The 14,093-nt window shown below is 59.2% G+C and carries 8 protein-coding genes; 4 read left to right on the top strand and 4 right to left on the bottom strand.

What is annotated here, in order from left to right; translation table 11 throughout:
* Positions 1 to 3,149 (bottom strand): beta strand repeat-containing protein (locus tag WA989_RS04435; RefSeq protein WP_424339299.1); only part of this gene is annotated, 3,149 nt, incomplete at its 3' end.
* Between the two features lie 414 nt (positions 3,150 to 3,563).
* Between WA989_RS04435 and WA989_RS04430 the strand changes: the two genes are divergently transcribed.
* Positions 3,564 to 4,622, top strand: a complete 1,059-nt coding sequence (locus tag WA989_RS04430) for an AraC family transcriptional regulator (protein ID WP_424339298.1) — start codon at positions 3,564 to 3,566, stop codon at positions 4,620 to 4,622.
* Here the strand turns inward: WA989_RS04430 and WA989_RS04425 are convergent.
* The 3 genes from WA989_RS04425 to WA989_RS04415 all read right to left on the bottom strand — a co-directional run bounded on the left by WA989_RS04425 (position 4,616) and on the right by WA989_RS04415 (position 10,400).
* Positions 4,616 to 6,913: a TonB-dependent receptor gene (locus WA989_RS04425; protein ID WP_424339297.1), complete on the bottom strand. Its 2,298-nt coding sequence runs from the start codon at positions 6,911 to 6,913 to the stop codon at positions 4,616 to 4,618. The two genes, WA989_RS04430 and WA989_RS04425, sit on opposite strands and share 7 nt — an antisense overlap.
* 162 nt (positions 6,914 to 7,075) lie before the next feature.
* Positions 7,076 to 8,386 (bottom strand): aspartate aminotransferase family protein, encoded by a 1,311-nt coding sequence (locus WA989_RS04420; protein WP_424339296.1) that lies wholly within the window; start codon positions 8,384 to 8,386, stop codon positions 7,076 to 7,078.
* 40 nt (positions 8,387 to 8,426) lie between these two features.
* The gene (locus WA989_RS04415; protein ID WP_424339295.1) at positions 8,427 to 10,400 is read right to left on the bottom strand and encodes an SDR family oxidoreductase; all 1,974 of its coding nucleotides are present in this window, start codon (positions 10,398 to 10,400) and stop codon (positions 8,427 to 8,429) included.
* 754 nt (positions 10,401 to 11,154) lie between these two features.
* On the opposite strand from WA989_RS04415, the gene WA989_RS04410 reads away from it, so the two are divergent.
* From WA989_RS04410 to WA989_RS04400, 3 genes are all read left to right on the top strand, one after another.
* Entirely contained in the window at positions 11,155 to 11,718 is a 564-nt protein-coding gene (locus tag WA989_RS04410; RefSeq protein ID WP_424339294.1) for a hypothetical protein, read from the top strand.
* 146 nt (positions 11,719 to 11,864) lie between these two features.
* Positions 11,865 to 12,593, top strand: a complete 729-nt coding sequence (locus WA989_RS04405) for a fimbria/pilus periplasmic chaperone (protein WP_424339293.1) — start codon at positions 11,865 to 11,867, stop codon at positions 12,591 to 12,593.
* A gap of 44 nt (positions 12,594 to 12,637) precedes the next feature.
* Positions 12,638 to 14,093: hypothetical protein (locus WA989_RS04400; protein WP_424339292.1), on the top strand; the 1,456-nt coding region annotated here is incomplete at its 3' end.

The following is a 14,093-nucleotide window of genomic DNA, read 5'->3' as shown; positions in this document are numbered from 1 at the left end:
ATGAACTGGTCGATGACCAGACCACGGGAATCGTCGCCCGCGGTGGTCAGGACGGCATCGGCTACATCAGTATTGAACGCCGAACTGTCAAAGCCGCCGCCGCCGACAAAAATGGCATCGGACTGAGTGCCGGCCGTGGAAAAGTCCAGCCCCCTAAGCTGGATTGTATAGGCGGAATTGTTATCGACAGTGCCGTCCAGGAATAGCGCCCCCGAATTCGCCGCGCCCGCCGTTTCGATGGTCGTATTGTCAATCGTCAAGGAAACTGCACTGCCACCGCCGGACACGGAATGCTCTATACCGCGTGCATCGCTGCCCGCGGTTGATATCATCGCACCCTGTATGTTCGTCGAGGTGGATGAACTGCCGCCATTCGCACCGAATTGAAGGGCTGTGGAACCATCGCCTTCGGTCGTAAAGTTGCTGTCTGCAATGAAGGTCGTCCGGCTGGACGCATCGCCGCCGAGTTCTCCAAAAATGAAACCGCGAGCATTGTCGCCGGTCGTCGATACAGTGCTATCGAGAATGATGGCATCTCCGATAGAGCTGTTGGCGACTTGTGGAATGTCGATGGCGTCGCTGCCCGCGCCCGTGGTCGAAATCGTCGAACGCTCGACCAGCAACAGCATGTCGCTGGTATCGCCAACGCTGACATGTACGGCATCGCTGCCTGTGCCAGCTGTCGTCACTGTGCTGTCGACGAGGGCGAGGCTGGCCGAACTCGCACCGCCAAGGTCGAGGTTAAAGGCCATTGAGCCATTACCGGCCGTGGATATCTCGCTGTCATAGACTTCACCGGTGAACGTCGAACCACCCGTTGTCACGAACTGTACCGCATGCGACCCCGCTCCGATGGTGGAGATGGTCGAAGGCGCGGCATCATCGCGGGAATAGATTTCGAGATTGGCGACGCTGTCGCCGCCGCCTGAGTCGAGCTGGAAGGCGGTGGAATTGCCGCCGGTCGTGCTGGCTTCAATGTCCGTGAGCACGGCGCCCGCTGCACTATCGCCCCCGCCGAGCACCTGAAATAGCGGCGAGTTGCCACCCGTGCTGGACAGGACAAGACGGTCGCTTGTCTGGAGAGACAGACCGCCTTGCGCCGAGATGGCAGGCGCATTGTCGCCGGTCGTTGCGATGACCGCGCCGGGATTCGCGACGCCGACACGCAGCGCGCCTTCGCTGAGAATGGCGCCAGCACCGCCATCCGAGCGCACGCTTCCGTTCACGACGACACTTTCATTCACAAACGTACCGGCAGGTGAAGGCGGCTGCGTCACCGCAACCACGCTGGTGGCGGAGGTGGTCACACCGCCGTCGCCGTCACCAGGCGCTTCGGAAGTAATGTATTGCGTGACCGTGTTCATGGCCCGGTCTGCAATCTGCGCCTTGTTGACCGTGACCTCCGTCGTCTGGTCGTCGATCAGAGTCTGGAGATAGGTGTTCGTTGTCCCTGCAATGCGGACGCCGACGCTGCCCTCTCCGCTGGTGGTGACCGAGCCGGTTTCGGTGACCGTCACCTGCCAGTCATCCGAAGCGCTGGCATCAACAACGATACCGTCGCTATTGGCGCCGGTCGTCGTGATCGCACCGGAATTGGTGAGCGCAAGGCTGGCAAATTCCTCAGCGAGAATGCCCATACCGTCGGTCATGGAAATCGCGCCGGTATTTTCCGCTTCAATTGAGTCTGCGACGAGCCAGATGCCTGCGCCGGAGCCCATGGTGATATCACCAGAGTTGAACAGCGTGACCGAACTGTCGGCCTGCGCGCCGGCGGCATTCGGATCGGTGATTTCCAGGACGAGGCCAATGCCGTGGGAATTCTCGTCGGTCGTGTTCGCCATGTTGATGGCGCCAGAATTGGTCACATTAGCGAGCACCGTGTCGTCCTCGGTCGCAGCAAGGCTGATACCGCGTCCGAGCGGTGTATCGAGGGTGATGTCACCGTCATTAAAGACCAGCATGTCATAGGTGCCACCGACCGGCGCATCGAAGGTGAAGATGCCAAGACCGCGCAGGGAAGACCCCTGACCGGAAACGTCGCCTTCATTGGACAGACTCATCGAGGCCGTTTGCGCCCTGTTCAGCAGCATGATCCCGGTCGAGGACTCGCCGTTCGCCATGGTGATATTGGCGTCATTGCTCGCCGTTGAACTGACCTGGGTTCCCTCCGTCTGCACCAGAATGCCATAATTGACGCTGCCATCGATCGAGAGCGTCCCCGATGCCTGGTTTTCGACGTTCAGCGTCGCCGTTTCCGTTGCGCTGTTGTTCGAGGTGAAGCCGACAATGCCGTGCGTGGCCTGACCGGTCGCACTGATCACACCGGAATTGACGATGGTCGTTGCGTTTGCACCGCCGAGACTGTTCGTGACGATGCCCCCCGCGACTCCGTTGAAATCGCTATCGGTCGTGGTCGCAGAAACCGTGATCGCGCCAGAATTCGCCACGGCGATATCGCCCTCGCCGCTTTCGTGGACCGCGAGGATGCCGGCGGTCACAAAATCCCGTTCACCGACACCGCCGGATGTTGCCGACAAGGTGCCGCTATTGTCGACCGTAATCGAGCCGGTCGAATTGCGCTGGCGGGCCTGGATGGCAATCGCAGATGGAAAGCTGGTGAAGGCGTCTATCGTGCCGCGATTGGTGATCGAAAGATTGCCGTCGCCGTTCAGCGTGATCGACTCAATGCCGAGCGCAATAGCGCCATTGCCATCCGCCGTGATATCCGCGCCGGTATCGATGGCAAGACTACCGCCCTGATCGATGATGGCGATAAGGCCTTGGGCGGCGCCGCCAATGTTCGGGTCGTCAAAGACATTGATGTCGACATCGTCGGAAATGTTGATGGTCGTGTCTGTGTTTCGCACCACGCCAATGCCGAAATAGCCGGGCGGTGAGATCGGTGTCGTCGGATTTGTGATCGTGAGCGTGTCATAGGCCGGGTCGGCCGGCGCTGAGGTGATACCGTCTTCGAGGTCGCCCTCGCACACCGCCTCACCGGACGTTATCGGACAGTTCGGGCTGACCCCCGGCACGACCTGCTGCGCCGACGCTTCCATCGTCACAGCCGTCATGAAGACGGCAAGCACCGATACAGCACCACATTGCATGAGCCGTGTCTTGAGACCGGCATTGTCCAAACTCTGCATTTCTGTGTCCCCACGATCAGCGGCTCCGGAATGAGGCCACTTGATCACAAAGGCGGAGAGCCGCTGGAAACCGGGTCAGAATATTTTTGAGTTTCGCAATGAAATTGATCCGGTCGACAGTCGCACCGAGGAGACAATGACAGATCGGCCTAGATCCGATGGCGCTGCCCCAAAAGCGAGTCGAGACGCTGCCCTGCTCCAGTGGTGCGAGCTTCTGTCTGGATAAGCCCCCTGCTCGAAGAATTGCTGGAGACTGGGTCGCATGAGAGAGCCCCCGTCATGGGCATCTGGCCCCTTTGTAGACGCGAACGTGTCAGACGGGCGATTCCTTGGGCGCATACAGCGTTAGCTCTGGACTGGGCGCTCCAGGTGGTTTTCCATCCCCCAAGCCTTGAACACTTACGGGGGCAGACGATGAAAGACCTGGCCGCAACCTCCTCCATTCCTGTCGTCAGTGCCGCTTCGACCGGCGACATCGCAGCCTTCATCCGAAAATGCGGATTGGAGGCTGAGCCGGTCTTTCGTCATGCAGGCATCGACGTAAGGGTTTCGAGCGATCCCTACCAGATGATCGAACTGGCGAAGTTCACCCGTCTTCTCAAGGCCGCTGAAGAGGCGACCCAGTGCCTCACAATCGGCATGAATATCGGAGAGCGCCAGGATCCGGCGCGCTGGGGGGCTTTCGGCTATCTGGTGCTCAATTCCCCGACGATTGGCGATGCGCTCAGAAACGTCGTGTCCCACGCCACTATATGGCAGACCGGGACCCATTTCGCATTCCGGCAGACGAAAGACGATATTGGCGTTGAATATGCGATCACCCATCCGGGAGTTGATCACAGGGCGCAAGACGCCGAGTTTTCAATTGCCTATACGAAAAACATCGTCGACCGGCTGAACGAGCGCCCGGCCACACCGTCCGATGTATTCTTCGAGCATGACCCTATCGCGAGTCTCGATGCCTACGAGCACGTGTTCGGCGTGCGGCCGCTTTTCAATCAGCCGACAAATGCGATCTACTATCCCCGGATCTATGAAAACAAACGGATCTCCTTCGCGGACCTGCAGCTCTTCCCGGTCATCAAGCGCCATTTGCGGGACATGGCATCCGCCGTTCCCAAAAGCGAAAGCCTTGAAGGCGACATCGTCTACCATATCCGCCAGTTTCTGCCGCGCGGGACAGCGACCCTTGAGAATATCGCTGCCGTCATGGGCATCCAGCCCCGCACCATGCAGCGCAGGCTGAAGCGCAAGGGCGTCAGCTTCACCGACCTTCTGGACGGGGTCCGGCACGAAACCGCCACCCATCACCTCACAGAAACGTCCATGTCGATCAGCGAAATCGCTTACCTGCTGGGCTATTGCGACACGAGCGCTTTCATCAAGGCCTTCAGGAAACAGACTGGAACGACACCTTCACGGTTTCGCGATGCGCATGGAAAAGAGCTGGCCGGCAACGCTGGCGATCAGTAGCGGATACCAAGCTCGATGCCGATCTGGCTTGGGGCGCCCAGCATCAGCTGGTTCGCGCCGATCGTGTCGACCAGATCGAACCCGTGGGCGTAATACTCCTCACCGCCAATATTCTTGGCAAACAGGGCCGCGTGCCAACGCCCCGTCTCGCTTTCCACCCCGATCTGCGCATTCCAGAGCCAGTAGGCGTCCTGGGAGAGCGGCTCGCTATTGTCAGAGGTGAAATACACCTTGTCCTGGTAGCTGAAGTCGACCTGTGCAGAGTATAGCAGAGACCCGAAGAGAGGGCGCTCGTAACGGGCCATGCCATTGGCGCTCCATTCCGGCGCCTGGACCAGCGCGTTCCCGGAAAAATCGGCCCCGCTATCGGTCTGATAGTCCTTGATCTCTGTATCGAGGTAGGCGAGCCCCAGCGACAGGTTCAGCCCTTCAGCTGGCAGCGCCGTCAATTCGAACTCGGCGCCCTGCGTCACGGCATCGGCCGCATTGTCGAGCACCGAGAACGCGATCGGCCCGCCGCCTGATACGACGGTAAAGATCTGCATATCGCTGTAATCATTGTAGAAGACAGCAGCATTCAGGCGCGCCAGGCCGTCGGCGAGGTCTGTTTTCACACCCAGCTCATAGGCGGTTACCGTTTCCGGATCATACGGCTTCTGCTCGCTCACCTCGAACAGGAAGCCGCCATTATAGCCGCCGCCCTTGAAGCCATTGGCGACGCTCGCATAGATCAGGCCGCCATCATAAGGCAGATAGTCGAGCCCGAGCTTCCAGGAGACCTCTTCATCACTCTGCTCATCGCTGAAATCGAAGAGCGGAATGCTCCCCAGCGCGTCTTCATCGAAGCTGGCTGCCTGCGTGAAATCCCTGTCTTCCTTGGTGTAGCGCAGGCCGATTGTGCCGCGCCACTGGTCGGTGAATTCGTAATCGGCCTGCCCAAAGAGGGCGTAGACCGTTGTTTCGAGACTGTTCACCGTGCGGTAGTCGAGCGCCGGCACGCCGATCGCGGCGCCAGATGGATCGAACCCGCCTGGAAATGACTGAGGGTCGACCGATTCAATCAGGGGCCGGAAGTCCTTGTAAAGATCCAGGCGCTGGTCCTGGTCGAGGGTGGAATTGGAATAGAACCCGCCCAGCAGCCAGTTCAACCTGTCTTCACCGCCCGCGATCTGGATCTCTTCGCTGATGTCCTCGGAGTCCACGCCATACTGAACGGTCAGGATATTGGCGGGTGAGGAGTCGCTGTCCTCGAGAAAGACCTTGTCCAGCGACTGGTAGCCGGTGATCGAGGTGATGCTGAAACCATCAAAGTCCCAGCTCAGCTTGGCCTGGGCGGCGTAGCTGTCGGCATCAAGATATGCCGGCGTGTTCTGGTCGACGGCGTAGAAGCCGTCTGGGTTCTGGAAGCCCAGCACATTCACGCAATCATTGGCGATGATCGCCGATGTGTCACACGGGGTCGCCGCATCGAGCGGGCTGAGTGCGCCCTGACTGCGATAGCGTGGCCCCGGCTGATCGACAACAGAGCCATAGAAGCCGAACTCGCCGGAAAAATTGTCAGAGAAATCCACATCGAGCAGGCCGCGAAACGATAGATTATCGGTTCCGCCGGCATCCGAGCCATCGAACCGGTTTGTGATGTAGCCGTCGGAATCATTCTTCTCGAAGGCAACCCGGCCGCGCACATCGCTCGAAATCGGTCCGGAGAGGAAGCCCGTGACTTTCGTGGTCCCGAATTCGGCATACTGCCCCGTGAGACCAGCCTCGACCGTGTCGGTGGGACGGGCGGTCACGAACTTTATCGCCCCGCCAGTGGTGTTGCGGCCATAGAGCGTGCCCTGCGGCCCCTTGAGCACTTCGACGCGTGCAAGGTCAAAGACCTGCATGACCTGTGCGCCCGGCGAGGATATGAACAGGTCGTCGACATAGACCCCGACTGGGCCGAGATTGTTTGTCGCAAAGTCGTTGAGGCCAATCCCGCGAAGGAAGATGGCGGGCTGGTTCCCGGCGCCGGTCGGCAGGCCGATATTCAGACCCGGCACAAGCCGGGCAAGGTCATTTGAGTCAGACAGGTTGGCATCATTAAGCTGCTCGCCAGTGTATGCCGTCACCGATATCCCGACATCCTGCAGCGATTGCTCGCGCTTCTGCGCGGTAATGGTGACCGTGCCGAGCCGGTTGGTCGCGTCTTCTTCCACGGGCGCTCCGGGCTCTGGCGCCTGGTCTTGCGCGGAGACGGATGGTGCCAAGGCGAGCACCGCAGCGCTCAGCAAAAGAACAGACCTGTACATATTAAGACCCCTTGTTTGGTTTCTGCGCCCACCCCATTCCCGCGGGCGTCACGAGGAGAGGCTACGAGCGGCTGAACGGAAGGATTAGGAATATTGCGACAACGAATGGTCCAGGCGCGTCAGGCGGAGAGGATTGGACCTCAATTTCCCGCATGTCTGCCGCTACAGGCGGCGATTGACGGTCCGGATACGGGCTTCCGTCTGTGTGCTGAAGAAGTCCGAGGAGCTCAGATCGATCGCATCTGCCTCACCGATGCTCCTCTCGACCAGCGCCATCAGCTCTTCGGCCTCCTCTATCGTCATGATGAGGGGCGGCATGAACTGCGCGCAGACCCGGTCATTATTTGAAAAGACGCAAAAGACACCGTTCTCATTCAACCGCGCGACAGCCGAAATACAGGTCGCGACATCGACAAACTCGATGGCCTGGAACATGCCGATCTGGCGCAGTCCGGCCACCTTGTTGGACCGTTCGGCGAGATCATCTACAGCATTCCGGAAAAAATCAGACAGCGCATTCACATGGGCCAGGAAGTCTGGATCGGTCGCATGATCGATCACGGTTTCAGCCGCCGCGCATCCGATTTCGCTGCCGCCAAAGCTCGAAAAATGGATCATCGGGTTCTGCTCGTAAACCCGTTCCATCTCGTCCCTGTAGACGGTCGCTGCGATCGGATAGATGCCGCCCGACAGACCTTTGCCGGTGGCGAAGATGTCCGGCATGATATCGTAGTGCTGGAAGGCCCAGGTCTTGCCCGAACGGCCGCAACCGGTCTGGATTTCGTCAAGGATCAGCAGGATGCCATGCTCATGCGTGACCTTACGGATGTGCTGCATGGTCTTCTTCGGAATGACGTTCATGCCCAGCGTTGCCGGGATCGTCTCCAGAGAAACGGCGGCCGTATCCTCGTCGAAAAACGTCTCGATCCTGTCCAGGTCTTCTAGGCTGACTTTCACGAACCCGTCAGGCTTGTAGTTCCAGGCGTCGGTATACTTCTCATCGCCTGCGCCCATGGAGAGGCCAGTGTGGCCATGATAGCCGCCTTCAAGGCAGAGGATTGTCGACTTGCCAGTATAGCCCTTGGCCATCTTGAAGGCGAAATCCATGGCTTCGCCGCCGCCAGACGAGAACACGACCCGCCCCATTCGCTCGCCGGAAGATGCTTCACCGGCGGACTCGACCAGCTTTTTCGCAAGGCGCGAGCGCTCCGATGACATGAGGTGGTGATTACCGAGATCGAGATGGTCGAGCGCATCACGGACGGCCTTGACGACGCTCGGGTTGCGATGGCCAAGATTGTAGACACCGCCGCACACATGGCAGTCGAAATAGCGCTTGCCATCAAGGTCCCAGAAGAAAACGCCCTCCCGCTTGCCTTCCACCACATCCCAGCCGAACTGGCGGAAAAGAGGGAGCTTGTGCTTGGAGAGATAGGTCTCGTGCAGCTCAACGGTCTCGTCGCGGTTTGTCATCGTGTGCATCCTTGAATTGCGAAAATTGGGAGGATCGAGATCACAGCCCGGCAGGCTGGCCGGCCGAGACGGGAAGCGCGACGCCCGTCATGAAAGACGCGGCGTCTGTGGCGAGGAAGGTCACCACGTTTGCGACCTCTTCCGGCTGAGCGCCTCGGTTGAGGGCATTCTGCTGGGCCAGGGCGTCCCTCGCCTCCTCGAAGGAACATCCTTCAAGGCCAGCGATCATTTCGTATTCCTTGTCGCCCATTTCCGTCAGCACCATGCCAGGACAGACGGCGTTCACGCGAATGCCGGCTTCGCCGAGCTCCAGCGCCATTGTCTTGGTCAGGCCGACAATGGCGTGCTTGGTCATCACATAAGCTGAGACAAACGGCGCCGCGCCCAGGCCGTAGATGGAGGCATTGTTTATGATATTGCCGCCGCCCCGCTCGATCATTGACGGGATCACCGCCTGGCTGATCTCGATCATGCCTAGGACATTCACATTGAAGGCATCCTGGAACTCTGCCGGACTGGTATCGGTGAACGCGCTCGCAAAGGCGGTCCCTGCATTGTTGAACAGGATATCCACGCCGCCAAAGGTCTCGACCGCAGTGGCGACAACCGCCCTGACCTGCTCAGGCTTCGCCACGTCCATTGGCAGCGCAACGCACCTGACATTGTGGGCCAGCACCTGGGCCGCCAGCTCTTCAAAGGCCTTGAACCGGTCGTCGCCGGTGACGGCCAGCCCGTCATCAATCTGCCCGCTGGTCCGCGCGGTCATGATGATGTCGGCGCCCGCTTCGGCCAGTTTGAGGGCGGTGGCAAAGCCCATGCCCCGGGCAGAGCGTGCTCCGGTAATCAGCGCCACCTTTCCTTCCAGCGGACGCGGCCCTCTTGTGGCGCTGGCCGCACGTGTTTCAGTTGTGGGCGGTGTCGCTGTTGCGGGAGCCTCGGCGTCGGCGAGATACTCAGAAGCGAGTGCACAAACGCCCTCAACGAGCGCCGGGCCGAGCTCCTTCGCCGCCTCTGTTTCTGCACGGCTCTGCGCCCAGGCCATATAGCTGAAGCCACGCGCCAGAATGAGCCCCGGCAGCAAGGCAAGGTGCTCATCCGGTAAGTCCCGCTCAGACCGATATCCTTCAAGCAGGCCATCAAGGGCGGTATCGAACCCCGGTTCGCCCGCGAGGAAAAATAGCGAGGTGGCCAGATCCATCAGGTGCCAGCCAAAGCCGCAATCGTCGAAATCGATGACCCGGAGGGTGTCTCCCTCCTTGAGCAAATTCTCGGGCAGGAAATCCCCTTGCGTCAAGCCATACCGGTCGGGAGTCTTGCCAAAAGCGGAAAGCTCGCCGCGCAATTTCTCGCGGGCCTCCAGAAGCAGGCTGCGCTGGTCATCGCTCAGCAAATCATACTTCCAGAAGCATCCAAAATGGCCCTCGTCACCGAACAGGCCTTCTTCGTCCCAATGGCGGCGGGTGAAACCGGCTGGCGGTGTCCAGCGCTCGGTGAAATTATGGATCTGCGCGGCCAATCTTCCCGCCAGAACATGGGTCTCGCGCAGCTGGTCATCGGCTTGGCCGGATTGCGCTTCAATCGCTCCGATCGGATCGCCATCGACCCAGCCCAGAATATCGATCTGGCGCGGCTCGGGAACTTCTGGATGCTCGAGCGTTACGAATTGGTGCCCCTCTTCAGTCGCGATGGGTTCAGGCGTTTCAATCCCTGCCTGGCGCAGGGCGTCCATCAGCACGAGTTCCGACGCGAGTTCGGCGTCGGAATGATAGCTGGCGCGGTGGACCCGCATGGCGACGCGGCCCCCCTTGGCCGTCTCGACTTTGAAGACCGCATTCTCCCGGTACTTTATCAGCGTGATTTCGGCGTCCTTGATGCCCCACTCACCAAGCGCTGCGCGGCCAAGCTTCACCAGTCTCGCGACCTGCTCGTCCGGAGGCAGGGCATAGAAGGTTTCCGGATCGGTCGCGCTTTCCTTGCTCTTGTCTCCGGCCTTGTTTTTCATCCAGCTCAGCATCGCCGCCCTCACACTCAAGAAGTTACAGCCGGCCAGATCAGCGCCAGCATTATGCGATGGGACGATATGCGCCGAGGGCAGACGCTTATTGTGAATAGGCGACAATGATTAGGCTATTCGCGACACAATTGGGCGCAGAACAAGATCCAAAAACCGTCAACAGTCCGCTCTTATTGAGGGGCCGGCGCTTATCGGATTCCAAACCCCGAATAGGAAATTTGAATGCAGGGAGATAGGGTCGCAAAAGCCTGTTTCTAGCATCGTCATGACCGGCATCTTTGAAGGTTTTCAAAGCTGCCTCACAGCATCTGGGCGCGAAGGCGCGCAGGGGGCTCAACACTCTCGTGTCTGGGCTCGTGTTAACCGGCGCCGCAAGTGACCGGGGCGGGCATTTTCCCCAGCCACGGGAAATCGAACATCAAATATTCGCGCGCCGAGGGAATGCCGTATACTTAATTCGGCGCGGCCGCCGAGTCTCTGCCGAGCGTGGCCTAAATATCACAGCTCGAATGGACCGCAGTATAAACCGGCAAATACTATGGAGACACATATTTTCTCTTGGCCGAATACATCGTGAGTACACTCGGCATGGTTAATGACGCAAATTTGCATCAAATTTTGCGTTGCTGAGATAGAATTGACTCAAAATAGTCATTGACTCCCCCTGTAATTTAACTTTTTGTTAACCCGGCGGTCGGGAGCCAATCTCGGCTTTTTGAGCCTACACATTTGAACTCACTGGTGGGAGAACTCCATGAAAATTAAACTGCTAACAGCAACCGCAGGTGTCATCGCCCTCGCGATGCCGGCCTTTGCGGCAAGTTCGTCGGAAAGCTTTGACGTCGAAGCGTCAGTGCCAGAAAGCTGCCTGATGGAAGACATCGGCATGGTCGATCTCAGCGAGCTTGATATCGTGCGGTCTTCGGGCCCTGACGCGCTCTCGCTGGAGTCCAATGCGACCGGAAACGGCGGCGACTTCTATCTGAGCTGCAACCTCGAAAACTCGGTAACGATCTCGACGGCGAATGGCGGACTGACCAATTCGACCCGCTCACTCGACGCTGACGATGATCCTGTCTTTACCGACACGATCGAGTACCGCGTACGCCTCGACAACTATGTCGACGGTGGAAACGGCGCTCAACCGAAGCTGACGACCAAGGACGGTGGCGCGGGTTACTCCACCACTTCGGCTCAGCGCGGTGCCATCCATCGCCAGGTCCAAGCGCAGGTTACCATCCTTCGCGCTGACAATCCGCTGCGTCCGCTCGCTGGCGATTATTCTGACACAGTGACAGTCGAAGTCTCGACACTTTAAGTCGGATTTCTACAGTGATTTTGGATTGGGAGGGGCGCGTAAAGTGCCCCTCCCTTTCTTGTCTGCAGTGCGATGCCGGGATTTGAGGCGAAACTGGCACGCGGCCTGCACATCGCAAAGAAGATGAGGCCGAGAGAGGAAGCGACATGAACGTTCGATGGCTAGCGATTTCACTGCTCTTGTTGGCTGCCACAGGTCTGGCCCATGCTGCGCGCGTGACGCCGATGGTAGTGAACCTCGACGAAAGCGGTTCCGGCGCAACAGCGCGTATCGAGGTGGCGAACACCGAGGACATCCAGTTGCCCATGGAGGCAAGAGTTTATCGCGGGGACATCAGCGAAGAAGGTAAACTCACGCTGGCGCCCGCTGACGAGGATTTCCTGGTCTTTCCGCCGCAGGCGGTCATCCAGCCTTACAGGCAACAGGTCTTCCGGGTGCAGTACCTTGGCGACGAGCCATTGGCACAGTCAGAAATTTACTATCTCGCCTTGAAGCAAGTCCCGGTCGAGCTTGAGCCTGGCGCGTCACGAATTCAACTCATCATGAATTTCAACGTCTTGATAAACGTCGTTCCGGACGGCGTCGCCGCACAGCCTGCCGTGGACTGGATTCGGCCGGCGACGGTTGACGAAAGAGACGGCCTGGAAGTGCGCGTCGAGAATACGGGCACCAAGTTCTTCGCAGCGGGCCGAAATCAATGGACAATCGAAGGTGAAACACCCGACGGCGCCCCCTACTCTTCCACAATAGAGCCGGACGCCATTGGTGAACTGATCGGATATGGGATTGTGCCGCCCGGCAAAGCCCGCATTTTCTTCATCCCCACAGATCGCGCAGTGAACGCGGAGAGTGCGTCCATCGAATTCGGCCGCTAGAGGAGCTGTTGGTGGCGTGGGTAAGGTGCCTCCTGGCGATTTGTATGGCCGCGCTGACATGGGCGGCCGACACGAGCGCTCAACAATCTGTGACGGCAACGAACGCCGCAGAGGCGTTTATCCCGCAATATGTCCTGACGCTGCCGGTCGTGTTTCAGGACCAGATTCTTGGCGACGCGGTTGTTGAGATTGGCCAGAATGGCTCGGCGCGGTTTGACCGTGACAGCTTGCTTGAGCAGCTCCTGCCATTGATCTCACCCGATTCTCAGGATGGATTTGCGCAGTCCTTCCTGGACGAGCCCATGGTGTCGCCCGTTCAGCTACAACGTGAGGGCATCCAGCTTCGATACGATCCGGAAACGTTGCAGGTCCTCGTGGAATCGATTGACCCCTCTATCGGCGCCGTCAGAACGCTGGGGCCGGTCGCTCGCTATGTTGAGATACCGGCCACGCAGACCCCCGAAAGCCTCAGCGCCTACGTCAACACAGTGGCCGAACTTCGCTATGATCAATCGTCGGACCAGATCAGTCCCCTGGCCGACGTCTTTGCGGCCGTCCGGGTCGGCGGTGTCGTTCTTGAACTTGACGCTGGCTACGATGAATTTCTGACAGAGAGCGGGTTCTACCGACGCGCCGCCCGCGCAGTCTATGATCAACCCGAGCACCAGAGACGCATCAGCGCTGGAGACATCCGGCAGGACAATGTCGGCCTGCTCGGATCGGTTTTTCTGGGCGGCGTGAGCCTTGAGAAAGGCCAACGTGTCTTTGATCGATTCCGGCCGTTGTATAATTCTGGGGCGCAACAGATATCCGTCGATCGACGCATCGTCGCAGACGTCGTTTCGAACGGGAATGTGATCGACACGATAGAGCTCACACCCGGCAATTATGACCTCTCACAACTACCCCTGCGCTATGGCGCCACCGATATCGATCTTGTCGCCACGGACGGGTCTGGCCGCCGGCTTTTCTCGTCGCTCGACTTGTTCGTCGACCCTTATGACCTCGGCAGGGGCGAAGTCGAATATATGGCGGCGATCGGGTACACGGCAGACACTGTAGCGTTCAACCCGGAATACAGTGAGGACCTCGCATTCTCCGGCAGTTATCGAAGGGGCGTCACCAACCGGCTGGTGCTGGGCGGCGGTCTTCAGCTGTCCGAGGATCAGCAGGTTCTGGCGCTGGAATCGCGGCTGAATCCGCAAAACATACCTGGCAGGCTGGAATTTTCGGCCGCTGGCAGTTCTGGCGAGACAAGCGGCGTCGCCCTGAGCTCCGGCTATTTCGCGACGTTTCGCGACAGCGACCACTATTCGCAACTGTCCCTCAGCGGCTATTTTGAAAGCGGCGGATTTGGGACAATCGGGGAATCGGGGGTCCTGGCAGGGCTGCAGACGCTCTCCCTGAACGCCTCTTACAATCGATCCCTTGATGACCGAACATCCTTGCTGGCAGGCACCAATTGGATACAGCGTGAGGGGCTGGCCGACGAAAGAGCGA

Source organism: Henriciella sp., from assembly GCF_049649345.1.
Taxonomy (GTDB): Bacteria; Pseudomonadota; Alphaproteobacteria; order Caulobacterales; family Hyphomonadaceae; genus Henriciella.
Note: the sequence above shows the minus strand (reverse complement) of the source record. Positions and strands in the feature narration are given on the sequence as shown.